At 61.1% G+C, this 24,861-nt stretch carries 24 protein-coding genes; 10 read left to right on the plus strand and 14 right to left on the minus strand.

Features of this window, described 5'->3' with window-relative positions; all coding sequences use genetic code 11:
• The first annotated feature begins 38 nt into the window (after nt 1-38).
• Nucleotides 39-992 carry a LysR family transcriptional regulator gene (locus ACR0LF_RS15395; RefSeq protein WP_480580953.1) on the plus strand — a complete coding sequence of 318 codons (954 nt, stop codon included), beginning with the start codon at nt 39-41 and terminating at the stop codon, nt 990-992.
• Here ACR0LF_RS15395 and ACR0LF_RS15400 read toward each other — a convergent pair.
• Nucleotides 989-1,432, minus strand: coding sequence for a low molecular weight protein-tyrosine-phosphatase (locus ACR0LF_RS15400; RefSeq protein ID WP_480581134.1), 444 nt, complete (start codon nt 1,430-1,432; stop codon nt 989-991). The two genes, ACR0LF_RS15395 and ACR0LF_RS15400, sit on opposite strands and share 4 nt — an antisense overlap.
• Before the next feature lie 28 nt (nt 1,433-1,460).
• Between ACR0LF_RS15400 and ACR0LF_RS15405 the strand changes: the two genes are divergently transcribed.
• Nucleotides 1,461-2,159, plus strand: coding sequence for an NAD-dependent deacylase (locus ACR0LF_RS15405; protein WP_480580955.1), 699 nt, complete (start codon nt 1,461-1,463; stop codon nt 2,157-2,159).
• A gap of 61 nt (nt 2,160-2,220) precedes the next feature.
• Nucleotides 2,221-2,829 carry an HdeD family acid-resistance protein gene (locus ACR0LF_RS15410; protein ID WP_480580957.1) on the plus strand — a complete coding sequence of 203 codons (609 nt, stop codon included), beginning with the start codon at nt 2,221-2,223 and terminating at the stop codon, nt 2,827-2,829.
• Nucleotides 2,830-2,921: 92 nt separating this feature from the next.
• On the opposite strand, the gene ACR0LF_RS15415 is transcribed toward ACR0LF_RS15410, so the two are convergent.
• The 4 genes from ACR0LF_RS15415 to meaB all read right to left on the minus strand — a co-directional run bounded on the left by ACR0LF_RS15415 (nt 2,922) and on the right by meaB (nt 5,674).
• Nucleotides 2,922-3,395: a copper chaperone PCu(A)C gene (locus ACR0LF_RS15415; RefSeq protein ID WP_480580959.1), complete on the minus strand. Its 474-nt coding sequence runs from the start codon at nt 3,393-3,395 to the stop codon at nt 2,922-2,924.
• Between the two features lie 40 nt (nt 3,396-3,435).
• Nucleotides 3,436-3,711: a hypothetical protein gene (locus ACR0LF_RS15420; protein WP_480856429.1), complete on the minus strand. Its 276-nt coding sequence runs from the start codon at nt 3,709-3,711 to the stop codon at nt 3,436-3,438.
• A 482-nt stretch (nt 3,712-4,193) separates the two neighbouring features.
• Nucleotides 4,194-4,481, minus strand: coding sequence for a 50S ribosomal protein L28 (gene rpmB / locus ACR0LF_RS15425; protein ID WP_171094054.1), 288 nt, complete (start codon nt 4,479-4,481; stop codon nt 4,194-4,196).
• Nucleotides 4,482-4,702: 221 nt separating this feature from the next.
• The gene (meaB, locus tag ACR0LF_RS15430; RefSeq protein ID WP_480580963.1) at nt 4,703-5,674 is read right to left on the minus strand and encodes a methylmalonyl Co-A mutase-associated GTPase MeaB; all 972 of its coding nucleotides are present in this window, start codon (nt 5,672-5,674) and stop codon (nt 4,703-4,705) included.
• Between the two features lie 202 nt (nt 5,675-5,876).
• Here meaB and hrpB point away from each other — a divergent pair, with 202 nt between their 5' ends.
• From hrpB to ACR0LF_RS15445, 3 genes are all read left to right on the plus strand, one after another.
• Complete coding sequence (hrpB, locus tag ACR0LF_RS15435; protein WP_480856430.1) at nt 5,877-8,351, plus strand: ATP-dependent helicase HrpB; 2,475 nt, start codon at nt 5,877-5,879, stop codon at nt 8,349-8,351.
• Between the two features lie 166 nt (nt 8,352-8,517).
• On the plus strand, nt 8,518-8,976 hold the full coding sequence (locus ACR0LF_RS15440; RefSeq protein WP_480580967.1) for an NUDIX hydrolase: 459 nt from the start codon (nt 8,518-8,520) through the stop codon (nt 8,974-8,976).
• Nucleotides 8,977-9,065: 89 nt separating this feature from the next.
• Nucleotides 9,066-10,544: an inorganic phosphate transporter gene (locus ACR0LF_RS15445; RefSeq protein ID WP_480580969.1), complete on the plus strand. Its 1,479-nt coding sequence runs from the start codon at nt 9,066-9,068 to the stop codon at nt 10,542-10,544.
• Between the two features lie 9 nt (nt 10,545-10,553).
• On the opposite strand, the gene ACR0LF_RS15450 is transcribed toward ACR0LF_RS15445, so the two are convergent.
• The 3 genes from ACR0LF_RS15450 to ACR0LF_RS15460 form a co-directional block, all read right to left on the minus strand.
• Nucleotides 10,554-11,528 carry a 2-dehydropantoate 2-reductase gene (locus ACR0LF_RS15450; RefSeq protein WP_480580971.1) on the minus strand — a complete coding sequence of 325 codons (975 nt, stop codon included), beginning with the start codon at nt 11,526-11,528 and terminating at the stop codon, nt 10,554-10,556.
• Between the two features lie 74 nt (nt 11,529-11,602).
• Entirely contained in the window at nt 11,603-12,568 is a 966-nt protein-coding gene (locus ACR0LF_RS15455; RefSeq protein ID WP_480580973.1) for a pirin family protein, read from the minus strand.
• A 121-nt stretch (nt 12,569-12,689) separates the two neighbouring features.
• Nucleotides 12,690-13,550: a phytanoyl-CoA dioxygenase family protein gene (locus tag ACR0LF_RS15460; RefSeq protein WP_480856431.1), complete on the minus strand. Its 861-nt coding sequence runs from the start codon at nt 13,548-13,550 to the stop codon at nt 12,690-12,692.
• 183 nt (nt 13,551-13,733) lie between these two features.
• On the opposite strand from ACR0LF_RS15460, the gene ACR0LF_RS15465 reads away from it, so the two are divergent.
• Entirely contained in the window at nt 13,734-14,222 is a 489-nt protein-coding gene (locus ACR0LF_RS15465) for a twin-arginine translocation pathway signal (protein ID WP_480580977.1), read from the plus strand.
• 8 nt (nt 14,223-14,230) lie between these two features.
• The gene (locus ACR0LF_RS15470; RefSeq protein WP_480581136.1) at nt 14,231-14,827 is read left to right on the plus strand and encodes a ferric reductase-like transmembrane domain-containing protein; all 597 of its coding nucleotides are present in this window, start codon (nt 14,231-14,233) and stop codon (nt 14,825-14,827) included.
• Here ACR0LF_RS15470 and argF read toward each other — a convergent pair.
• The gene (gene argF, locus ACR0LF_RS15475) at nt 14,824-15,750 is read right to left on the minus strand and encodes an ornithine carbamoyltransferase (protein WP_480580979.1); all 927 of its coding nucleotides are present in this window, start codon (nt 15,748-15,750) and stop codon (nt 14,824-14,826) included. The genes ACR0LF_RS15470 and argF overlap by 4 nt on opposite strands.
• Nucleotides 15,751-15,824: 74 nt before the next feature.
• Nucleotides 15,825-17,012 (minus strand): acetylornithine transaminase, encoded by a 1,188-nt coding sequence (locus tag ACR0LF_RS15480; protein WP_480580981.1) that lies wholly within the window; start codon nt 17,010-17,012, stop codon nt 15,825-15,827.
• A gap of 293 nt (nt 17,013-17,305) precedes the next feature.
• Between ACR0LF_RS15480 and ACR0LF_RS15485 the strand changes: the two genes are divergently transcribed.
• On the plus strand, nt 17,306-18,187 hold the full coding sequence (locus ACR0LF_RS15485; RefSeq protein WP_480580983.1) for a DMT family transporter: 882 nt from the start codon (nt 17,306-17,308) through the stop codon (nt 18,185-18,187).
• Nucleotides 18,188-18,244: 57 nt separating this feature from the next.
• On the opposite strand, the gene ACR0LF_RS15490 is transcribed toward ACR0LF_RS15485, so the two are convergent.
• Nucleotides 18,245-19,048: an ABC transporter permease gene (locus ACR0LF_RS15490; protein WP_480580985.1), complete on the minus strand. Its 804-nt coding sequence runs from the start codon at nt 19,046-19,048 to the stop codon at nt 18,245-18,247.
• Nucleotides 19,049-19,174: 126 nt separating this feature from the next.
• Between ACR0LF_RS15490 and ACR0LF_RS15495 the strand changes: the two genes are divergently transcribed.
• Nucleotides 19,175-19,750, plus strand: a complete 576-nt coding sequence (locus ACR0LF_RS15495) for a GcrA family cell cycle regulator (protein ID WP_480580987.1) — start codon at nt 19,175-19,177, stop codon at nt 19,748-19,750.
• 254 nt (nt 19,751-20,004) lie between these two features.
• Here ACR0LF_RS15495 and ACR0LF_RS15500 read toward each other — a convergent pair whose 3' ends face one another.
• The 3 genes from ACR0LF_RS15500 to ACR0LF_RS15510 form a co-directional block, all read right to left on the minus strand.
• A complete protein-coding gene (locus tag ACR0LF_RS15500) occupies nt 20,005-21,156 on the minus strand; it encodes a M24 family metallopeptidase (protein WP_480580989.1) in 1,152 nt (383 codons plus the stop codon).
• Between the two features lie 244 nt (nt 21,157-21,400).
• Nucleotides 21,401-22,477: a DUF2235 domain-containing protein gene (locus ACR0LF_RS15505; protein WP_480580991.1), complete on the minus strand. Its 1,077-nt coding sequence runs from the start codon at nt 22,475-22,477 to the stop codon at nt 21,401-21,403.
• Complete coding sequence (locus ACR0LF_RS15510; protein ID WP_480580993.1) at nt 22,455-24,746, minus strand: xanthine dehydrogenase family protein molybdopterin-binding subunit; 2,292 nt, start codon at nt 24,744-24,746, stop codon at nt 22,455-22,457. The genes ACR0LF_RS15505 and ACR0LF_RS15510 overlap by 23 nt, the downstream gene beginning before the upstream one ends.
• Nucleotides 24,747-24,861: the final 115 nt, after the last annotated feature.

A 24,861-nucleotide genomic window follows, 5' to 3' on the forward strand; every position in this document is an offset into this window, starting at 1 on the left:
CGCTGCGCCCCAGAAAGGCGCAGCGAAAGGGATGTTGCATGGTGATGAAAGGGCTGACCCTGCGGGGCCTTGAGGTGTTCGAGGCTTTGGCGCGGACGGGATCGGTGGCGCAGGCCGCCGAGATCACCGGGCTCAGCCAGCCATCCGTTTCTCAACAATTGCGCAATCTGGAAAAGGCACTGGGCACCGAGTTGGTGGACCACGGGCGGCGGCCGATGCGTCTGACGCAGGCCGGGCGCAGCTTTCTGGCGCGGGCCGAGGCGGTTCTGGCCGAGCTGCAAATGGCGCAGAGCGAATTGTCGGTCATGGATCTGGGGCATCTGACCACGTTGTCCATCGGGTTGATCGACGATTTCGACAACGACCTGACGCCACGGCTGGCCACTTTGCTGGCCGACAGCCTGACCCGGTCAAATTTCAAGCTGATCACCTTGTCGAGCCTCGATCTGTTCGGGGCTTTGGCCGAGCAACGCCTGCATATGGCGGTCACCGCCCATAGCGGCGAGGTGCTGGAGGGCGTGGTCGAGTACCCTCTGGTGCGTGATCCGTTCATTCTGGTGGCGCCGCAAGGCTCGGGTGGAGTCGAGGCCACGCAGGAGGCACTGCCGTTTTTGCGATACGCGCGCGAGCAACTGATCAGCCGCCAGATCGAGGCGCATCTTGCCCGCGGGTCGCGAGAGTTCGAGGAACGGTTCGAGATCGGCTCGCATATGGCGCTGATGGCGATGGTCGCGCGGGGTCTGGGCTGGACGATCACGACGCCGCTGGGCTTCATGCGGGCGGCGCGGTTCCATGAGGGGCTGGAGGCCTACCCGGCACCGTTCGGAGATTTCTCGCGCAGTATATCGCTGTTGGCCCGCACGGACTGGTCCGATCAGGTACCGCAGGAGGTCGCGGGCATGACAAGGCGTCTGATGCAGAAACAGATCGTGGACCCGGCGCTGGCGAAACTGCCCTGGCTGAGCGGATCATTGCGGGTGATCGGCGGTTAACCGTCCAGATGCGCGGCAAGCCCTTCGACCGCCGCTTCGATCAGGTCCAGAGCGCCATCGAAATCCCGCGTGTAATACGGGTCAGGCACATGATCCGCACCGGTTTCAGGGGCGAAATCAGTCAGCAGGCGCACCGGGGTGTCGTTGCCTTTGGGTCGCAGATCTTCGATATCCGCGATGTTGTTGGCGTCCATGCCGATAACCAGGTCGAACCGGTTGAAATCGGCAGCGGTGAACTGGCGCGCGCGCAGGTCGCCAAGGTCGATCCCCCGGCTCATTGCCGCCGCTTGCATCGGGCCATAGGGCGGGTTGCCCGCATGCCAGCCCATGGTTCCGGCGCTATCGGTTGCGTGATGCGGCGCGCGGGCGCGAAAGACGCCTTCGGCAGCGGGGGACCGGCAGATATTGCCCAGACAGACAAAGAGGATACGGTGTGTCATGCACCAAGCTGTACCGCGCGGAGGGGAAATGGAAAAGATCGTCATTCTGACCGGAGCCGGAATTTCGGCCGAAAGCGGGCTGAGTACCTTTCGCGACGAAGGCGGATTGTGGGCGCAGCACCGGATCGAGGATGTCGCGACACCGGAAGGTTTCGCGCGTGACCCCGCTCTGGTTCAGGGGTTTTACAATGCCCGCCGCGTTCAGGCCGCCAAGGTTCAGCCCAATGCCGCACACGAAGCGCTGGCCCGGTTGCAACAGAACTGGCCCGGAGAGGTGGTGATTGTCACCCAGAATGTGGACAGCCTGCATGAAGCGGGCGGCGCGCGGGATGTCATCCACATGCACGGAACTTTGGCGGGCGCGTTATGTGCCGCCTGCGGTAACCGCTGGACCGCCCCGCCCGAGATGGCGGTTGAGGAACCCTGCCCCGCCTGTGCGCAGCCCACCGCCCGGCCCGATGTGGTCTGGTTCGGCGAGATGCCCTATCACATGGACGCGATTTATGATCATCTGGCCAGCGCGTCGCTTTTTGCTGCCATCGGAACCTCTGGTCAGGTTTATCCGGCGGCGGCGTTTGTACACGAAGCTCAGGCGGTGGGCGCGCGAACGGTCGAGATCAATCTGGAACCGACGCCGGGCGCATCCGGGTTTGACGAACGTGTTATTGGCAAGGCGACGCAGACAGTGCCGCAATGGGTCGACCAACTGCTTGCGCGGCACTCTTAAGCTACAGACAACGCTTGCTTAATTTGTTTAAACTATCTCCGAAACGACTGGAGGACGAGCCATGACTGATCAAGACCCCCGGACCGGTGAAATTCTGGATGACGGCAGCATGGCCGGGCGCGACATGCTGGGCGCGCAGCTTTCCGGCCTGTGGTGGACCTTTCTGCTGCGTGGGATCTTGGCCGGGCTTGTCGGTATCGCTGCCCTGTTCTGGCCGTCGGGCAGCATCGCGGTGCTATTGCGGCTGGTCGGCGTGCTGCTGATCCTCGACGGTGGCCTGACGCTTTTGGGGGTCGGGCGGCGCGGCGTGTTGGGCGGCGCTGCCATCGGGGCGCTTTTGATAGGGCTGATCCTGCTGATCTGGCCAGAGGGGACGGTCAAACTCGCCTTCTTCTTGTTGGGTGCTTGGGCGCTGATCATCGGAATCGGATCATTGGCGGCATCCGGGCAAATGCATGAGAGAGACCCGCAGCGTGGTTCCATGCGCGTTTCCGGCTTTGTCGCACTAATCGTCGGGCTGATTCTGATGATCTGGCCTGCTGTCGCGCTTGTGGCTTTGGGATGGGGCATCGCCTTTTCAGCTTTGGCCATTGCAGCCGTCATGTTCTGGCTGGCGTCCCGGTTCCGTCACGCGGGCGACCGTGTCGGCATGAAAACCATCAACAAGTAGCACCGGAAACAGCCACGAAGAAAACAGGCCGGGCAAAGCCCGGCCTGACGCGTGGATGACGGCCGCAGCGCGGCCCGAAGACAGGCGTCGTCTTAGTGCGAATGCGCCCCGTGGCCGCCTTTGTCCTTACGCTCCAGATCGACGGGGATTTCGATCTCGACCTCACCGGCCTTTTCAAAGATCAGCGTCACCGGAACCATGGCGTCCTGTTCGAACGGCGCGGACAGGCCCATGAACATCACGTGGTCTCCGCCACGTTGCAGCATGTGGGTCTCACCCGCGGGGATGGCAAAGCCTTCTTCGACATGCACCATCGAAGCCACGCCGTTGTCATCGACCTTGTGGGTATGCAGCTCGACCCGGGCCGCGGCGTCCGAGGTCACGCTGATCAGGCGGTCGTCTGTATCGCCGTGATTCTGGATCATCATGAACGCCGCGCCGGCTTTGGCGGATTTGCCCGAGGACCGGGCATAGGCGTCATCGACCTTGATGGTGCCTTCGGCAAAGGCGGGAATGGCCAGGGCCACAGCGGCCAGAGATGCGAGCAGAGTAGTTTTGAGGGACATAGCGCCTCTCCTGTTTAGTAGGTTTGAAAAGATTGGGTTTTCAAACCGGTACAGGCGGGGCGCGCGCCGGCGCGCCGGAGGCTGGCAAGGTGATCTGGTTGCCCAGGCGCCGCAGCGGTGCGGGCTGAGCCAGTTCTGGCGCGGTCGGCATAGGAGGATGGGCGACGGCAATCGCGCCCATGAGAGACAGCGCATAGTCCGGGCAGTAATGCGGCGGCGCGGTCGGTTGCCCGTCTTCGTCCATGTAGACAACAACCGGCCCGGTGCCCGTGCACAGCACCATTTGACCCACGGCCTTGTCCATGCCCCGCGACATGGCAACACCCTGCCCGGTCAGAACCAGGAGCAGGGATAGGAAAACAGGCAAATATTTTACTATGGCAGGTCTCATACTGACCCGGGTATAGGTCAGTCATCAGAGTGGCTTCAAGCGCCAAAGGGTCGCGCTTGAAGCTGATCTCAGTAGTCTATTCCCGGTCTTTTCACCTTGCTTGTATTGAAGCTGGTGTGGGACCGGTTCACCCTGCGCTGCATCCGCGTACAAGCCGAAATTGCCTTGCGAAAGATCGCGGCCAGAAACAGGAAAAGGTAGAAACTTTTTAACGTCATAATTTGGCCCCCGCCTGATGAGTGGCTGTGACGTTAGGTCAGATGCAAAACTCTGTATGTGAAGAAGTTCACCAATAGGGAAAAATAATTTCGTAATTGAGAACAATGCCGGGCGACTGGGATCGTCTGACAAAGAAAAAGCCCTGCACCACAAGGGTACAGGGCCTGAAATACGGTAAGCGAAAAGGCTTAGGCCGAGGCTTGTGCCTTGGCGATTTCCTTTTTCACTTTCAGCGCGTTTGCCGACAGCTCTTCGTCCTTGGCTTTGGCCAGGAACGCGTCCAGACCACCGCGGTGGTCAACCGAACGCAGGGCGGCTGCCGAGATACGCAGCTTTACACCGCGGCCCAGAGTCTCGGACTGCAGGGTAACGTCGTTCAGGTTCGGCAGGAAACGACGTTTGGTTTTGTTGTTGGCGTGGCTGACATTGTTGCCAGTCATCGGGCCTTTTCCGGTCAGTTCGCAACGGCGCGACATGGTTTCTTCCTTTGTTTCTGGAGGCCGGGCTTGAAACCCTCGGCCAAATCACAAGGGGCGCAACCCGAAGTCGCGCCCGAAAACTGGTTGGATGCGTGTAGTGGGAATCGCCGGAAGGGTCAAGACGGGCAGCGCGAAATCTTTAACTTTACGCCTGTGATGGAAATGGCCCTGACGGGCCATGCCGCTGGCAGGAGTATTTGGGAAAAGATGAAGGCGCATCAGCCGAGGGTGGCCAGCATCCGTTCGGCAGCGACCGCCGGGCTCAGGCGGCCTTCGGCAACTTCCGTATTGAGGCGCTCCATCTCGGCCCGGGCTTGCGTGGTTTCCAGCCGGGCGAGAAGGGTATGCCGGACTTCCTGATTGAACCAGTAACATGCCTGTGCGGCGCGATTGGCCTCCCACTGTTGGTTGTCGCGGCGCCATTGGGTCAGCGACTGCATCTCATCCCAGGCTTGTTCCAGCCCATGTTCTTCGACCGCCGATACGGTCATCGCCTTGGGGAAGCCTTCGGGATCCTGAGGGCGTTTGCGCAGCAGGCGCAGGGCACCGGCATAGTCGGCGCAGGTGCGGGTGGCGGTGGCCTTGAGGTCTCCGTCCGCCTTGTTGACCAGAATCATGTCGGCCATCTCCATGATGCCGCGTTTGACGCCCTGCAACTCGTCTCCGCCAGCCGGAGCCAGGAGCAGCAGGAACAGATCCGACAATTCGGAGACCACCGTCTCGGACTGGCCGACGCCGACGGTTTCGATCAGCACGACATCGAAGCCCGCGGCCTCGCACAGGGCGATGGCCTCACGGGTGCGGCGGGCCACACCGCCAAGATGGCTTTGGCTGGGGGAGGGGCGGATGAAGGCGTTTTTTTCACGGCTCAGCCGTTCCATCCGGGTCTTGTCGCCAAGAATCGAGCCACCCGAGCGGGCCGAACTGGGATCGACCGCCAGAACCGCGACGCGCAGCCCCTGCCCTGTCAACATCATACCGAAGCTTTCGATGAAGGTGGATTTGCCCACGCCCGGGGTACCAGACAAACCGATCCGCAGCGCCTGACGCCCCGATCCGGCAAGCTGGGCCAAAAGCTCGCTGGCTTGCGCCCGATGATCGGCGCGGTTGCTTTCGACCAGAGTAATCGCGCGCGCCAGCGCCCGGCGCTCGCCCTTCAATATCCTGTCGCTGAGGCTGTCTGTCTGCATTCTTGTCCCGATCTTTGAGGCAGGAATAGTTGCCGTGGTCCGGGGGTGTTTGTCCAGACCAGAGTCGGCGGGAAATGCGATCAAAGCAAAAGCTGCGGCATTTCGTGTGCCTCGTGGTGCGTGCGGGCTTTCCGTTTAGGGTTTTGGCTGCAAATTCATCGACTGGTTTCTTGGGCCAGCGCGGGAACTGGACGCCACCTGCATGATGGCGGATAAGGGCCAGATGACGATACGCCTGCCCATCGACGACGCCATTCCCGACCTGCTGGACACTCTGCGTGCGCATGGGCGCGCTGTGCTGCAGGCCCCGCCCGGTGCAGGCAAGACTACGCGGGTGCCTCTGGCGATGCTCGAGGCGGGTCTGTGTGACGGCAGGATCGTCATGCTGGAACCCCGGCGGCTGGCGGCGCGGGCCGCCGCCGAGCGGATGGCGGACACTCTGGGTGAACGCGCGGGCCAGACCGTCGGCTACCGGGTGCGGGGCGATGCGAAAGTGTCAAAGGACACAAGGATCGAGGTGGTGACCGAGGGCATTCTGACCCGGATGCTGCAATCCGACCCGGACCTGCCCGGTATCAGCGCCGTGATTTTCGATGAATTCCACGAACGTTCACTGAACGCCGATCTGGGGTTGGCCTTGTGCCTTGAGGTAACCGGCGCGTTGCGGGACGATCTGATCCTGCTGGCCATGTCCGCGACGCTGGATGCTGACCCCGTTGGACGCTTGATGGCGGCCCCGCTGGTCACCTCAGAAGGCCGCAGCTTTCCGGTGGAAACGCGTTGGCTGGATCGCCCCTTGGCAGCCCAAGCACGGCGACTGGATGCTTTGATTGATCTGGTTGCGCAAGCCGAGCGCGAAACCCGCGCGACAGGCGGCGGCATATTGGTTTTCCTGCCCGGTGAGGGTGAGATTCGCCGCGCTGAGGCCGCATTGAATGGGCGATTGCCCGAGCGTTGTACGGTGCGCCCGTTGTTCGGTGCCATGCCTTTTGCAGCCCAGCGGGCGGCGATTGCACCAGCGGAACACGGCCGCAAGGTGGTGCTGGCGACGTCGATTGCCGAGACCTCTCTGACCATTCCCGACATCCGGGTGGTCGTGGACATGGGGCAGGCACGGCGGGCCCGGTTTGATCCGGGATCGGGCATGTCCCGGCTGGTGACCGAACGGGTGACTCGGGCCGAGGCCACGCAGCGCGCGGGTCGAGCGGGGCGTGTGGCCGAGGGGGTATGTTATCGGCTTTGGTCGAAGGGGGAGGAAGGCGCGCTGGCCGCCTATCCGCCTGCCGAGATCGAGGCGGCGGATTTGACCGGGCTGGCGCTGGAACTGGCCCTGTGGGGCGCTGACGCCGCTGATCTGGCCTTTCTGACCCCACCGCCCGAAGGTACGATGGCCGAGGCGCGGGCTTTGCTGACAATGCTGGGCGCGCTGGACGGAAAGGGGCGGATCACCGACCATGGGCGGGCGTTGGCGGCGCTGCCGTTGCATCCCCGGTTGGGACATATGCTAGTGCGTGCCGGGCCAGACGCTGCGCCTCTGGCCGCGTTGATGGCCGAGCGAGACCCCCTACGCGGCGCGCCGGTGGATATCGCCTTGCGGCAAGAGGCGTTGCGGGATGTGCGGGCCTTTCAGCGCAACCGGGTCTGGCAGGTCAATATAGGGGCCGTGGATCGGATCAATGCCGAAGCCAAACGGTTGCGGAAACAGTCAGGGGGTACATCCGATGATCTGAGCCCGGCCGCCATGGCCGCCCTCGCCTATCCCGACCGCATCGGGCAGCGGCGCAAGGGCGATGCGCCGCGCTATGTGCTGTCGGGTGGTAAAGGTGTTGTTCTGGACAGCGGCGACACATTGGCCAACGCCCCGTTTCTGGTCGTCACCGACACCGATGGCAACCCGCGTGAGGCGAAGGTTCGGATGGCGACCCAGATCACGGAACGGGACATCCGCGATCTGTTCGCGGATCAGGTCGATTGGGTCGAGACCTGCGCCTGGTCTAAACGCGAGCGGCGCGTTGTGTCGCGGCAGCAGGAACGGTTCGGGGCAATCACTCTGGATGACCGCATCTGGAAGGACGTACCGGATGACGCCGTAGCGCGGGCGATGCTGGACGGGGTGCGCGACCTGGGCTTGCGGCTGGACGGTGCCGCCGCGCGACTGGCGGCCCGGGTCGAGCTGGTGCGCGCCGATGGGGTTGATCTGCCCGATTTCTCGGTCGAGGGCCTGATGGCCGCGTTGGAGGACTGGCTGCTGCCGATGCTGTCGGGTGTCAAAAGTGTAGAGGACTGGAAGAAGTTCAACCTGCTGCCCGCCCTGCGTGCGCGGCTGGATTGGGCGCAGACGCAGGAGTTGGATCGCCGCGCACCGGGATCGTTTGAAACGCCTCTGGGGCGTAAGGTGCCGATAGATTACAGCGCCGCGGTGCCCGAAATCTCGGTCCGGTTGCAGGAGGTGTTCGGCGTGACCCGACACCCGGCGATTGGTGGTCAGCCATTGAAAATCACTCTGTTATCGCCGGCTCAACGTCCAATCCAGATCACCCGTGACCTTCCGGGTTTCTGGGCGGGATCTTATGCGGATGTGCGCAAGGACATGCGGGCGCAATACCCCAAACACCCCTGGCCCGAAGACCCGACGCAAGCCGACCCGACGCTGAGGGCCAAGCGCAGGCGCGGCTAGAATTCCGATCAAGGTCGCAGATGCGACCGAAACCCCACAACGTGCTTAATGCTACATGAAAAACCCTTCACAATCAGCCGAATCCGGAAGGTATAATTGAAATTCACCTTTTCGACTGTTATGTCGCGCCAGCTTTGAAGGCAGGGATTGGATTGACGAGCCTGTGATGACTGCATGGTTGCGAAATATCTGGGAGGAGGTCGGCAGACCTCTGTTCCTGCGCCCCCGTCGGGTGCAGTTTGCAGCCCTGTGCACGCGCTTCAACGAGGGTCGGGAAGAGGTTTTGCTGATCACCAGCCGCGATACAGGACGCTGGATCATCCCGAAAGGCTGGCCAATCGACGGGCTGGATGGTGCGGAAACCGCCTTGCAGGAGGCCTGGGAAGAAGCCGGAGTGCGCGCGGACGCGGTTCACAATGATCCGGTCGGCCATTTCACCTATGACAAGATCCTCAAGGACGGATCGGCGCAACCGGTTCTGACCACGGTCTATCGGGTTGCGGTGCGCGCCCTGGCCAAAGACTTTCCCGAAGTTGACCAGCGTGAACGCCATTGGTTTTCACCGGATGAAGCGGCAACGAAGGTGCAGGAACCTGAATTGCAGGCGTTGCTGCACCGAATGTAACGAGTTCGCAACAATTTGATGAAACCCAGCTTGCGACGGCAGCGGGAAACCGTTAGCTGCGTGCGATCTTCCAATATCTGACCAAGCCGATGTCTGACACAAACCCAAAGCCGCGCTGGCAGGCGCTGGACAGCGACCTGCACCGAATTTCCCGCGTCGAGACCGCCAATATCCATGTCGCACGCCCGTTGCTGGCGCCGGGGATCGCGCTGGCCTTCATGGCGCTGGCGGGGCTGACGGCGGCCGTTCTGATCGGTCAGGCCGATGGCAGCTATATCGTCGTCGCGGCAGCCGCGTTCGGGGCCTATATGGCGATCAATATCGGCGCCAATGACGTGGCCAACAACATGGGGCCTGCGGTGGGTGCGAATGCGCTGACCATGGGCGGTGCCATCCTGATTGCCGCCATCGCCGAAAGTGCGGGCGCTTTGCTGGCGGGGGGCGATGTGGTCTCGACCATTTCAAAGGGGATCATCGACCCGACCTCGGTACAGAACAGCAATGTGTTCATCTGGGCCATGATGGCAGCGCTGATTTCATCGGCCATGTGGGTCAACCTGGCAACCTGGGTCGGCGCGCCGGTGTCCACCACGCATTCGGTCGTGGGCGGGGTCATGGGGGCCGGGATTGCAGCGGCGGGCCTGAGCGCGGTGAGTTGGGGCACGATGAGCGCGATTGCGGCCAGTTGGGTGATCTCACCGGTGCTGGGGGGCATGATTGCCGCCGGTTTTCTGGCGCTGATCAAGGCCAAGATCCAGTATCAGGACGACAAGATTGCCGCGGCGCGCAAATGGGTGCCCATCCTTGTGGCGGTGATGGCGGGCGCCTTTGCCACCTATCTGTCCGTCAAAGGATTAAAGCGGATCGTGAAAATCGATCTTGAGATGGCGCTGTTGATCGGCTTGGGCGCAGGGCTGTTGGCCTGGTCCGTTACCGTCCCTTGGGTCCGGCGCAAATCCGAGGGGCTTGAGAACCGCACCCGGTCGCTGAAAACCCTGTTTGGCCTGCCGCTTGTGATCTCGGCCACGTTCCTGAGTTTCGCCCATGGCGCCAATGATGTGGCCAACGCAGTCGGTCCGCTGGCGGCGATTGTTCACGCGGCAGAATTTGGCGATTTCGCCTCGAAGGTTTCAATCCCGCTTTGGGTGATGATCATCGGTGCGTTCGGGATCTCGTTCGGTCTGTTCCTGTTCGGCCCCAAGCTGATCCGTATGGTGGGCAGCCAGATCACCAAGCTGAACCCGATGCGCGCCTTTTGCGTGGCGCTGTCGGCGGCGATCACGGTTATTGTGGCCAGTTGGCTGGGCCTGCCGGTCAGTTCGACCCATATTGCTGTGGGCGCGGTCTTTGGCGTCGGCTTTTACCGCGAATGGCATTCCGAGCGTCGGCGCAAGCAGGCGAACCGTCAGCGCACTCCAGCCCAAAGACTGGCCCCCGAAGAACACCGTCGTCGCAAGCTGGTTCGGCGGTCGCATTTCATGACCATCGTCGCGGCCTGGGTTGTGACGGTGCCCGCCGCTGCAACCATGTCGGCCGTAATTTACTGGATGCTGACCGCATTCTCGTGAAGGAGAGGGTCAGAGCCTGATCAATTCCGGTGAAAGCGGATGATCGGGCGCGTGTTTGATCAGGTCGGACACCTGCGTACAGATCGGGGTGGGTATTCCGGTTTCATGGCCCAACCGAATGATATGACCTTGCAGGCTGTCGATTTCCGTTTGCCGCTCGGCCATCAGATCATAGGCCATCGAGGTGCGCGCACTGGGATCGATGGTCAGCATCCGGGCTGCGATCCGGGTGAACAGCGGGGTCGGCAGGCGCAGGATATGCGGAGTCATCCAGGCCGGGAGCGGCGTGGTCGAAGCCACGGGATGCCCCGCCGCCTTGAGAACGGACAGCGCCTCGGCCATCTGATCTGCCATGAGGTTACGCCAGTCACGGTTCATCAGCTGATCCACGAGCGTCAGGCCGGACAAGGCATTGAGGGCGTTGTTCAGATTGATCACCAGCTTGCCCCATTGCACGGCCTCGATCTGGTCGCTGGAGATAACGGGCAAATCCGGGCTACTCAGCCGTGCGGCCAGATCGCCGGGGCCGTTCTGAATGATGATCTCGCCCGATGTGGCCCGGTGATAGGTGGCGGGGCCGTTTGGCACCACGTTGAACGGAACCATACCGGCGCGCACATCGCGCCCCGGCAAGGCCTCACGCAAAGTCGCGGCAGCTTCGATCCCGTTTTGCCAGGACAGGATCGGGGCATCCTGCGACACAAAGCGCTCGATTTGCTCGGCCATGTCTGCGGTTGCACCCGATTTGACAGTGACGATGACCAGTTCGGCCTGATCCAGACAGGCCGGATCTTTGCTAAGCGTCAGGTCCCCGGCCGGAACCGTGTAATCAAGGCCATCAAAGTCGGTGACCGTCAGCCCGTGCTCTCGGATCGGGTCCAGCACACGGGCGCGGCCCAGCAGTGTCACGGCATGGCCCGCGCGGGCCAGCAAAGCACCACAGTAACAGCCGATGCTGCCCGCGCCTGCGAGGACAAGTTTCATGATACCCCCTTCGGTACACCGAAAGGATCACCCCAAACGGGCCGATACACAAGCCCACCCGCAAGGGTCGTTGACTACCTGCGCGCCAGCCGGGGTTTTGTGCGCTCAAGCTCTTCGGAAATAGGGATAAATTCCTGATCGTCCCCGGGCGGCAGATGGAAGGTACCATTGGCCCAATCGGCGCTTTTCCACTCACGCGTCGCGGTTTCGATCTTTTCCTTCGAGGATGAGACGAAGTTCCACCAGATATACCGATCCTCGTTCAGGGTCGCACCGCCCAGCAGCATCAGTCGCGCGCCCAGAGGTCCCGCCTTGACCGACAGCCTGTCACCGGGGCGGAATACCATCATGCGGCCTTCGTCAAACCTATCGCCTGCGATCTCGACTGAGCCTTGCGTGACATAGACGCCGCGATCCTCGTGATCGTCGGGCAGCGGGAAAGCGGCACCGGGCTCAAGCTGCACGTCCAGATAGAAGGTCTCGGACAACATGGTGACGGGGCTGGTTTCGCCATAGGCGGACCCGAGGATCAGCCGGGCGCTGACGCCTGCATCCTGAAGATGCGGCAGCGCGGCCTGTTTGTGATGTTCGAAATCGGGGGCCATATCCTCATGCGCTTCGGGCAAGGCGATCCAGGTCTGGATGCCAAACAGGCTGTGTTTCTTGCCGCGTGTCTCGTCGCTGGTGCGCTCGGAATGGGTCACGCCACGCCCTGCGACCATCCAGTTGACCTCGCCGGGATAAATCATCTGATGGGTGCCGAGGCTGTCGCGGTGCTCGAACTCACCCTGATAGAGGTAGGTGACAGTGCCCAGCCCGATATGCGGGTGGGGGCGCACGTCAATTCCACCTTCGGTGATGAATTCAGCGGGCCCCATCTGATCGAAGAAGATGAACGGGCCGACCAACTGCCGTTTCACCGAAGGCAGTGCGCGACGCACCTCGAACCCGCCGAGATCGCGGGCACGCGGGATGATCAGCGTGTCCAGCGCCGGGTTTTCCGAGACGCAGTCAGGATTGTGGGTCGGGTTCCAACTCATTTCAGCACTCCCTTCATTGCAGATGGCCGGGGCCAATCTTCGTTCGGCCATGCAAGAGATAGCCGTATTTTCCGGTATATAAAGTGCAAAAACGCACAGAACGGGTGCGGTGCCGGTCCGATTATCGGGGCCAGAGTTGGGGGAAAAAGGGTCCGTCGATCCGGTCGCCCTCGCCATAGCCTGCCGCCACGAATTGCGCGCGTTCATCCTTGGCCCAGTCGCCACGGTATCGGATGACACCATCCGGCGCGGTCATGCGAAGGGTGAAGCGGCGCACCGTTTCCGACGGGGTGGTTGAGGACAGCCCGCCATGCAGCGTTCGCATGTCGAAGAAAATGCAATCCCCAAGCTCCAGATCCCATTGCAGCAAGTCATACGCGCCGGGGTCTGCATTGACGTCAGGTGGCGGGTGATAGGTCTGACCGGCCACTTCGGTGGGCTGATAGCTGGGATGCCCATCGGCAAAGCGCACGCGCATGAACAGTTTGTTCCACAGGTGTGAGCCTTTCACGAAAGCGATGCCGTTTTCTTTGGTCACCGACTCCAGCGGTAGCCAAAGAACGCACATCGTGCCTTCGAAATCGAAATAGGAAAGATCCTGATGGAAGGGCGGGCGCGAGGTTGAACCGGCCTCGCGAAGAAACCAATTGTCCATGACAAGGTTGATGGACGGTGCCCCCAGCAACCCGGCGGCAAGCGGCGCGCAGGGCGAATTGTGAACGAATTCGGTGAATTGGGGGATTTTGTTCCACGCCCAGTAATCCTCGAAATAGCCGGGGGCGTTTGGGTCTTTGGTGTGGCGGGTGAAATTGTCGGTCGGATTGTCAAGGTCGGCGTCGATGCCTGCACCAAGCAGCGACAGCCAATCAGGCGAGAATTTTGACCGCAGAACAACGGCCCCCTCGCGCTGGAACGCGGCGATGTCTTCGGCTGAGACCTGATCCGTTTGCGTCATGGCACGACCTTTCGATTCAGACACCATGAGCGCAAGCTTCGCACCTTGAAGAACGAAACGTCAAAGAGTTTCGGTTTTGCCACCCCTGTCCATCTCACAGAAACGTGAGTGTGGGCTTTTGTGAACCCGGACGCCTCGGAATCTGCCGGAACCATGCTATCTTGGTTATCGGTATCGGACCGAACGTGATTGCGGATTGGAGGTTTCTCGATGACTGACGCGTTGCTCTCCCGTCGTTCTTTGATCATCCAAGGGGTCGCCGTTGTGGCAACCGGGGCCTCGGGGCTTGTGGTACCAGCACGCGCGAGCGGGCTTGCGCCGACACCTTCGATGCGGGGTGGGGCCAACAACTATCGGCCCGGCGCGCCAATCGTGGAACGGATCGGTGGCGGTGGGTTCTGGATGACCGGCACGGTGCGGCGCGCAGGCGATGGTGCGCCCCTGCCCGGCCAGCGCATTCAGATCTGGGCGCATACCACCGAGGGGCACGAGCGCGATCCGCAAAGCCATGGCGCGACGTTGACGGATGCGAAGGGTGAGTTCCGGCTAGAGATGCCGCAAATCGTGCCCGCCTTTGGTCAGCCGCACGGGCATCTGGCTTATGACAGCGGGGAGTTCGAGACCGTGTTCCTGCGCCCGGTGATGTCCAGTTCCACGGACAAAACACTGGCCGCCCATTTCGTGTTGCTGCCGCTCTGATCGCGGTGATCCGAGCCTGTCTCATCTGGGCAGCCCTGATCGCCGTTCTGGTGGTTCCGCTGATTGCTGCGGCGCTTAGTCCCTATCTGGCGTGGCGCGACCCTGTTTACATCCTCGCGGGATTTGCCGGGGTTCTGAGCATGGGGCTTTTGTTGCTGCAACCGTTGCTGGCGGGCAGAGATCTGCCGGGTTTGTCCGTTATGACAAGCAGACGCGCCCACCGTTGGGTGGGTCTGACTCTGGTGTTGGCCATTTTGGTCCACGTCATCGGGTTGTGGATCACCAGCCCACCGGATGTGGTGGATGCCTTGTTGTTCGTATCCCCGACACCTTTCTCGGCCTGGGGCGTCATCGCAATGTGGGCGGCTTTTGCGGCGGCCTTTTTGGGCGTCTTCCGCCAACGTCTGAACTTGCGGTTTCGTATTTGGCGGCTTAGCCATACCGGGCTGGCCTCGGTGACGATTGTCGGCAGTGTCGTTCACGCCATGCTGATCGAAGGCACGATGGAGATCATGACCAAAACCGCGCTTTGCGTTCTGGTTCTGTTGGCGAGTGTTCGGACACTCGCCAAGCTGAAGGTGTGGAATATCCGTCGGCGCGCTTAGACGCCAAGGCACCAGCGCATGACCGCCTTTTGCGCGTGCAGGCGGTTCTCGGCCTCATCGAAGATGACCGAGTTGGGGCCGTCCATGACCTCGGACGTGGCCTCTTCCTCGCGGTGGGCGGGCAGGCAGTGCATGAACAACGCATCGGGTTTGGCGTGCGACATGAGTTCGGTGTTGACTTGATAGGGACGCAGCAGGTTGTGGCGGCGTTCCTTTGCGGATTGGGAATCGTGCATCGAGACCCAGGTATCCGCCACCACCAGATCGGCACCTTCGACAGCTTTGAACGGATCGCGTTCCACCACGATTTGCGAACCCTTCTGGCGCGCGAAGCCCATGAATTCTTCCTCGGGGTCAAATTGCGCGGGGCCGGTGAAGGTCAGGTTGAACCCGAACTGGCCTGCGGCGTGCAGGAACGAGGCGCAGACATTGTTGCCGTCGCCGGTCCAGACCACCTTTTTGCCCGCGATGGGGCCGCGGTGTTCCTCGAACGTGAGCACATCGGCCATGATCTGGCAGGGATGGGTGCGGTCGGTCAGACCGTTGATAACGGGCACGTCCGAGTATTCCGCCATCTCGGTCAGAATGGTCTCATCAAAGGTCCGGATCATGATCATGTCGACATAGCGCGACAGGACGCGGGCGGTGTCGGCGATGGTTTCGCCATGGCCCAGCTGCATGTCCTTGCCGGACAGCACCATGGTCTGCCCGCCCATCTGGCGGACGCCGACGTCAAAAGACACCCGAGTTCGGGTTGAGGGTTTTTCGAAAATCAACGCGACCATACGGTCTTTCAGTGGCTGATCTTCGTCCAGAGCGGCCTTGGGACGGCCCAGACGCGCCTGTTTCATCGCGCCTGCCTGATCGATCATGGCCCGCAGGTCGGTGGCATCGGTTTTATGGATGTCGAGGAAATGGTTCATTTTGCTTCGCTTTTGACTGATGGCGGGTGGGGGCCAGCCCCCACACCCCCGGAGTATTTGGGAAAAGATGAAGCTCAGGCAGTTGCGAGCTGGGTTTCGACCTGCCTGGCGGTTTTGTCGAGGCGGATCATGGCTTGTGCGATGTCATCCTCGGTCAGTGTCAGCGGCGGCAGCAGGCGGATCAAGTTGTCCGCAGCGGGGACGGTGATGACCTCGTTGTCATAACCCGCATTGACCACGTCGATATTGGCTGGCTTGCATTTCAGGCCCAGCATCAGGCCGGCGCCGCGGACTTCTTCGAACACCTCGGGGTGATCCGCGATCAGACCTTCGAGTTTTTGGCGCAGCAGGCCCGCCTTACGGTTGACGCCTTCGAGGAAGGCGGGCGTTGCGACCTGATCCAATACCGCGCAACCGACAGCACAGCCCAGCGGGTTGCCGCCATAGGTCGAGCCATGGGTGCCCGCAGTCATGCCGCTTGCCGCGTCCTCGGTGGCGAGTACAGCGCCCAAAGGGAAGCCGCCGCCGATGCCTTTGGCGATCATCATGATGTCCGGGGTGATCCCTGCCCATTCATGGGCAAAGAGCTTGCCGGTCCGACCGACGCCACATTGCACCTCGTCAAGGATCAGCAGCAGCCCGTTGTCGTCGCAGATCTGGCGCAGCGCTTTGAGCACGGCATCGGGTACGGGGCGGATGCCGCCTTCGCCCTGGATCGGCTCGATCAGGATGGCGGCGGTCTTGCCGGTGATGGCGTTGGTCACGCCGTCGAGATCTCCGAAGGTCAGGTGCACAAAGCCGGGCAGTAGCGGGCCGAAGCCTTTGGTCATCTTTTCCGATCCGGCTGCGGCGATGCCTGCCGATGACCGGCCGTGGAAGGAGCCGTCGAAGGTTATGATCTCGACCCGCTCGGGCTGGCCTTTGTCATAGAAGTACTTGCGAGCCATTTTCACAGCCAGTTCGCAGGATTCCGTACCGGAGTTGGTGAAAAAGACCGTGTCGGCAAAGGTGTGCTCGACCAGCTTGTCGGCCAGCGCCTGCTGCTGCGGGATGTTGTAGAGGTTCGAGACATGCCACAGCGCGTGGGCCTGCTCCGTCAGCGCATTCACCAACGCCGGATGGGCGTGGCCCAGCGCGTTCACAGCGATACCCGCGCCAAGGTCCAGAAAACGTCGGCCATCCGCTTCGGTCAGCCAGGCGCCTTCGCCCTTCACAAATGTCAGGGGCGCGCGATTATAGGTCGGCAGAACGGACGGGATCATCGGATCATCCTTTTCAGGTAGCTTGAGCCCAAGTGAGTGATACACCGGGGCCGGGTTCGTCAACTGATTTGGTGGGAATTGCGCGGATTTGGACAGCGCAAAGGATCAAACGGGCCGGTTACGCGGTCAGGCGTCGGCGTCGAAGGCGCAGGATATGAGCGTGTTTGATCATGACGCGCCGTATAGCGGGGTGTGTGCGATCTGGGAAGCCCGAAATTCGCTGCCACTGAAAAAACGGATCACGTACATATTTATCGCTTGCCATCTGACACGCACTGGCGCACCGGTGGCCTATGACACCCCCGCGCCATAACCCACCCCTAGCTGCTTTGTTGATCCTGGCCGCCAGCGCTTTGCTTGCCGGAACGACTCTGTTGGCCAAGGCGCTGGGAACGGACGAGTTGGGCCCCGCGCTGCACCCGATGCAGATCAGCCATGGGCGGTTTCTTTTTGCGTTTCTTGTCATCGTTTCGGCCGTTGGCATCCTGCGCCCGCGCCTGAGCCGCCCTCATTGGGGGTTACATGTGGGGCGGACGAGTTTTGGCTGGCTGGGGATCACGTTGATGTTCGCCTCGGTGGCATTCATCCCGATCGCGGATGCCACGGCGATTTCCTTTCTGAACCCGGTTTTTGCGATGATGCTGGCGATCCCGTTGCTGAAAGAGGGCGTTGGCCCGTGGCGCTGGCTGGCCGCAGGGGTGGCGCTGGCCGGGGCGCTGGTGCTGCTGCGCCCGACGCCTGCGAGTTTCCAGCCCGCCGCATTGCTGGCACTGACGGCGGCCGTGGTGATCGGGATGGAGCTGATTTTCATCAAGAAACTCTCGGGTCGGGAAATCCCGATCCAGATTCTGTTGATCAACAACACGATGGGGCTGACCATCGCCTCGGTCGCGGTGAGTTTCGTGTTTCAGGCCCCGACCCCGGCGCAATGGGCCGGGCTGGCAGGAATTGGTGTTCTGATGGCCTGTGCGCAAGCGTGTTTCGTCAACGGCATGGCGCGGGCGGATGCCTCGTTCGTGGCGCCGATCAGCTATGCGACTCTGATCTTCGCGGCGTTTTACGATTTCGCCATTTTCGGTGTGATCCCGGACGAAATCAGCATGATCGGGTCGGCCATTATTCTGACCGGTGGCTTGATTCTGGTCTGGCGCGAGGCGCGGGCGCGTCAGGTTTGAAGGTGCAAGTATTTGTCACCATCGGCTAAAGGTAACTTTCTCTCTGGCGGTGATAGCTTAGGCCTTGAGGCGATAGCCCGTCCGCAACATCTGCCAGGTCGCCGCGCCGACCAGCAGCGTAGCCCCGGTGCAGACAACGATGCCCAGCCAGGGTGAACTGTCCGACACGCCGATCATGCCATGGCGCAGCCCGTCGATCAGGTAAAAAAACGGGTTCACGTGGCTCAGGCGGTTCAGCACCGGCGGTAGCGCCTGAACCGAGTAGAACGTGCCCGACAGGAAGGCCAGCGGTGTAACGACGAAATTGGTAATGGCCGCCATCTGGTCAAACTTGTTGGCGAAAATCCCGGCAAACAGGCCCAGCGCGCCCATGAACGCCCCACCGAGCACGACAAAGATCAGGGCGATCAGCGGGCGTTGCGGCACAATCCCAAGAACCAGCGCCAGCGCGGCGGCGACAACAAAGGCGATCAGCACACCGCGCGCGATGCCGCCCGCAAGATAGCCAAGCAGAATTTCCAGCGGCGACAGCGGCGGCATCAATGTGTCGACGATATTACCCTGCACCTTGGCAATCACCATCGAGGAGGAGGTATTGGCAAAGGCGTTCTGGATCACGGTCATCATCATGATCCCCGGTGCCAGAAAGGTCAGGAACGGAACGCCCATGACATCCGGTCGTCCCGGACCGATGGCAATGTTGAAGATCAGCAGGAACAGCCCCGCCGTCACCAGCGGTGCCAAAAGGGTCTGCGTCCACACGGACAGAAACCGCAGCGTCTCGCGCTGGGCCAGCGTATAGAGGCCCATCCAGTTGACCGCTCCGAAACGGCGTTCGTTCTGTTCTGCGTGAATCTGCATCATCTGCCCCATACCTGATTCGAAGACAGCTTGTAACTCGGGCCGCAGTGTTTAGAATAGGGGGCTGAGACGAATTCCCAAGGCGGCCCGAATCCGGGGCCGCTTTCCGCTTTTGAAAGGCAAATGATGTCCTGGACTGACGAGCGTGTAGAGCTGCTGAAGAAGATGTGGGGCGAGGGCCAGTCGGCCAGCCAAATCGCCAAGGAACTGGGTGGCGTGACCCGCAACGCGGTGATCGGCAAGGTTCACCGTCTGGGCCTGTCCAACCGCGCAACCGGCGCGACCCCGGCCAAGTCTGAACCCAAGGAAAAACCGGCACCCGCGCCCAAGGCCGAGGCCAAGCCAAAGCCCGCGCCCAAGACCGAACCGGCGCGCCCGGCCCCTGCCCCGGCAGCCGAGGCGAAACCCGCCGTTCCGGCCCGTCGTCAGATCATCCCGGCTGGTCAGCCGTTGCCGCCGCAACCGTCGGCCAACGAGATCAGCCCCGAGGCGCTGGCCAAGGTCAACGAGGTCGAGAAGAAGGCCAAGAAGCTGACACTGATGGAACTGACCGAGAAAACCTGCAAATGGCCGGTGGGCGACCCCGCGACCGAGGATTTCTGGTTCTGCGGCCTGCCGGTTGAGGCGGGCAAGCCCTATTGCGAGGCGCATGTGGGCGTGGCCTTCCAGCCCATGAGCTCGCGCCGCGACCGGCGGCGGTGATTGGGATCACTGGAACCTAAATCATTTCTATTGAACGTGAAAAGGGTGCGGGTGCTTCGTCACGCCTCTTGCCGGACGCGTTGCATAGACAGGATCGGCGCAAGGCGTAACTAGCTCGGACAAGGAAAACACCCTCGCTGAAAGCTGCGAGGGTGTTTTAGTTCGGAGCGTCGGCTGTGCGGACAAAGTCGACATTCAGCTCGTATCAATGAACGACTGTTTTCCGGTTCTGGAGCATTAATTGATACCGGATATCAACCTTTAATGACCACGTCATTTACGGCTTTTGGATACTCAGTAATAGCCTCCAAACCATCCTCGGTTATGATGAAACTGTCGCCGACCTGCGCGCGAAAGTCACCGACTGAAACCGACCCGTCAACTGCCAAAACCATCCCCGGTTGCAGAATTGTACGGTCTCCAGTGACCAATTGCGGTTTCTCCAAAAAACTGAACCCGGTTCCACGACCGCACCGGAAAGGGTACTCAAACCCCGCGTTTTGAATAACCTCGGCATAGGCCGCGTGCACAGTTTCCGCAGCGACGCCGGGGCGTAGAGCGCCCAGTGCGGCACGTTGGCTTGCGACGGCGACCTCGTAAATCTCTGCCTGTCGCTGGTCGGCAACTTCGCCTATCCAGAACGTGCGATCAAATCCTAGTTTGAAGCGGTGGAAGTTTGTCATCCCACAAAAGCACAGAAAAACCGGCTCACCATGGCGCATGATGCGCGTGGTGGCACGGTGATGCGTTTTGGTGATCGTTTCGCCCGACGCCATGATCTGCAGGAAATGGGTGTTCGGAGACATATCCGCGTCATCGTAATGATCAGTCAGTAGCTGGGCTGCCTTTCGCGTGCCCGCCTGAGATGTCGCCAGGGCGACTTCAAATTCCGGCACCCCATGCCCAATGGCCGAGCGTCCTGCCGCCATCATTGCCATTGCTACCTGCCCCGCATGGCGGGCAAGTTGCAGTTCTTCGGCGGATTTTATTATGCGCATGTCAGAAAGGATCGATGTCACGTTTGACTGCTGATCGGATGACACCAACGAATCAACAAAGGCACGCACCTGCGGTGGCATATAGTCTGGTTCAATTCCGATATTTTTCGCACCCTTCAGCGCATCGGGCAGTTCGGCCCGCCATTCATCTCCCTTTCCGTCATTCCAAGCAGCGATCCGGTCAACCTTCGCCGTTGAAAGAGCGGTGTTGAGGTCGATCGTCGGCGTAATCAAAAGGCATTCATCTTCCCGAGAGACAACGAGTATAGTTGGGCGACCAAACTCCATGTGCAGGTAGTCGTAGTAGCCGGTCAGATAATAGACATTGTCGTCATCAGTAATCAGAGCAACATCCATTCCGACCTCTTGCATGTGCTTGCGAAATTGGTGAATCCGTTGAGCATGCATCTTCCGTCACCTTCATGAATGGTTTCGTCGAACGGTAGAACGCGATTTACCAAGGGTCCAGAATTACGGGACAGCACAATTTTGCAAAGAAAGCGAAAATTTTCCATCGGAGAGATTAGCCCGTGACCTTTTGCGGAACCTCCCGAACCCGATCTTCGTCCGCCACGCAGCGCTCGTTACTTTGGGCTCGAACCTGACACTGAGGTGTCGGTTACCTTGGAGCCGCTGGTACATGATCAGCCTTTCACTGCGCCGGATGCGACGGCAGGTTCGGCATCGGCACCCAGCCCGGTAGTTCATCCGGCGAGACGGAGACATGCAGCTTTTCGGACCGGTCCTTGCCCACCCTGCGATGCTTGCGCAGCAGGAAAATTTTGCCCCAGCCGCGCCATGTGCCAACCGAGGGCGCATGAACATCGACAGGGAACCGGTCGCGCCACCCTTCGGGCAGGGGCAGGCCATGCAGTTCGGCCTTGTCCAGCATCCAGATCAGGGAAATGTTGCTCAGCGGGCGGGCCTGTTCGAACCCGTTCAACTGCCCGCCGACATCGCCATGGGTGCCGCGGAACCAGACCTGTTCGACGTGGCCCTTGAACTCGGGGGTACATTTCCACAAGACCGGCTCGAACACTTCGCGCGTCTCGTCCAGCCCCATGGCGTGATAGCCGTGGCGGGTGGCGGGGCCAAGCTGGTGGTTGTGGAAGGAATGACGTTCCTCGGCCCAGCGCCAAAGTAGCGGCAGGCGCAGGCCCAACGCCTTGACCGTATCCCAGACACCGATCATTTCGATCGCCACATCCTCGTGACAGAAGGCCTGCCGGAATTCTGCCGCTGCCTTGCCGTTGGCGGCACATTCATAGTGGCGATAAGCTTGTTTGATGTTGCGAACGGTGGCGTGTTCGGCCTTGAGCAAACCAATCGCATCAATCACGCCCGCAAGGCTGCGTACCCCGTAGGCACCGCGTGAATACCCGATGAAATAGATGCGGTCGCCGGGTTTATAGCGGGACGCCAAATAGCCATAGGCGCGGCGAATCTGGCGGTTGATCCCTCGCCCCATCATCACATCCAGCGAGGACTTCCAGCTTTCCCATTGCACACCGGATTCGTAGAACACCGAGACCTTGCTGCCCATCTCGCGGCACAGGTGGTATGTCTGACCTGCATGGGTTTCGAACCCCTGCTCCAGCGTCGACATGGTTCCGTCCAGGATAATGACATGGCTGACGGGTTCGCGGTGAACCGACTCGGCGGAATGTTCGGACCGCAAGGGCCGTCCGAGCCATCCCAGTACCTTTCTACTCAGCCGCGACAGAACCATGCGTCAGCAATTCCCATACTCTGTGAGGTGTGAAAGGCATATCCGCCTGCCGCACCCCGTGATCCCAAAGCGCGTCCTGAACCGCGTTTGCCACAGCGGCCAGCGCGCCCACTGTACCGGCTTCTCCGCACCCTTTCATCCCCATCGGGTTCGAGGTTGACGGAACCGGCACCGAGGTAAACTTAATCATGGGTATGTCCGCCGCACGGGGCAAGGCGTAATCCATAAACGAAGCTGTGAGCAGTTGCCCATGTGCATCGTGCACCACATGTTCATTCAGCGCCTGACCGATGCCCTGCACCACCCCGCCATGCACCTGCCCTTCGGCCAGCATCGGGTTGATAAGATTACCGAAATCGTCAACCACCGTATAGCGATCCACCCGCGCTTCGCCGGTGTAAGAATCGATCACAACCTCGGCAACATGCGCGCCATTGGGATAGCTTCGGGCATCAAGATTGGCGCGGGCCTCATGCTGTAGCAGATCCATGCGCCCGTCGGCGCGCGCCATCTCGGCCGCCTCGGTCAGGGTCGGCGTCAGGTTGGACCCCGGCGCGCGGAATGTCTCGTGGTCAAAACTCACATCACTTTCCTCGACCCCCATCTTATCGGCGAGATAAGGCGTGAATGCGGCGATCATTTTGTCAATCGTGGCCAGAGTGGCCGTGCTTTGCACCGTAACCGAGCGTGATCCGCCGGTGCCGCCGCCATGGGAGAGCCGGTCGGTATCGCCCTGAATAACGGTGATTTTGTCCACAGGGATGCCGGTCTGGTCGGACAGGAAATGAGCGTAAACCGTCTCATGCCCCTGCCCGTTCGATTGTGTTCCGACACAAAGGTTCACCGTGCCATCCTCGCAAAACTCGACCTTCGAGTTTTCGGAAGGGTCCCCCAATATACTTTCGATATAGTAACAAAGGCCCTGCCCGCGGATCAGGCCAAGCTCGGCATCCGCCGCTTTGCGGGCCTCAAAGCCGATGGTCTGGCCAGCAGCGCGATTGAGGATCATGTCGAAATCGCCGACATCATAGGTTTCGCCCGTGGCGGAGGTGTAAGGAAAATCGCCGGGGCGGATGAAGTTCTTGCGCCGCAACTCCCACGGGTCAACGCCCAGCTCACGCGCTGCACGGTCCATCACGCGTTCCAGAACATAGATCGCCTCGGGCCGTCCGGCACCGCGATAGGCATCCACCTGCGTTGTGTTGGTATAAAACCCCTCGACCCGCAGATAGGTGGTTTGCACGTCATACACACCCATCAGCACCTTGCTGAACAGGCTTGTCTGGATCGCCTGCCCGAAATGGCTGTTATAGGCACCAAGGTTCACCTTGCTGTGGACCCGATACGCGGTGATGCGATGATCGGCGTCAAAGGCCAGTTCGGCCAGCGAGGTCAGGTCTCGGCCGTGGTGGTCGGACAGCATCGCCTCGGACCGGTCGGACATCCAGTGAACTGGTTGGCCCAGTTTCATCGCGGCCACTGCAACGCAGAAATATTCGGGATACGGCATCACCTTCATACCGAACCCGCCACCCACATCCGGAGTGGTGACGCGAATGTCGTCGGCATCGAGTTTCAGCTTTTGCACCAGTTGAGCTTTCATTGCCCAAACGCCCTGCCCGCCATAGGAAAAATGCAAACGACCGTTGGACCAATCCGCCTGACACCCGCGCGGTTCCAGTGAGCTGATGATGACCCTGTTGTCCTGCACGTTCAGCGATACGGTATGTGCGGCGGCCTGAAAGGCGGCCTCGGTGGCGGTTTCATCGCCCAGCCCCCAATCAAAGGAGCGATTGTCGGGCGCTTCGGGGTGCAACGGTTCGCCCCCTGCATCCACGTCCAGTTTGGCGAGGCGTTCGTCGGTGTCCATCCAGATCATCTCAACCGCGTCCTGCGCCTGAATCAGCGTGTCCGCGATAACCACTGCCACCGGCTCACCCACAAAGCGCACGCGATCCTTGGCCAGCATGTGCCGGTCCGGAGCGGCGGCTTTGGACCCATCGCGGTTCTGCAAAACGGCAGCGTTCAGCACCGTGTCGATCCCCGTGGTTGCCAGATCATCCAGTGTCATGACCAGCCGCACCCCGTCAGCGGCCCGTGCTGCGTCAAGGTCAAGCGAGATGATATCTCCATGGGCCACTGTGCTGCGAAAGAAGGCGGCATGCAGCGCGTTTTCCGGCACATCGTCATCCATGTAGCGCCCCTGCCCGGTCAGGAACCGTTGATCCTCGGTCCGTTTGACCGGCTGGCTTTTGCCGAACTTTTCCATGGGATGCTCCTGTCGCTGCCTCGGTGGCGACACTAGCCCTGCGCCCGCTTAAGTCCAGCGCCTTGCACGAAGCTGTGTGGCGACACCGATGTCGTAAACGGGATTGCGGGAAGCT

This window comes from Ruegeria sp. E8, assembly GCF_056533985.1.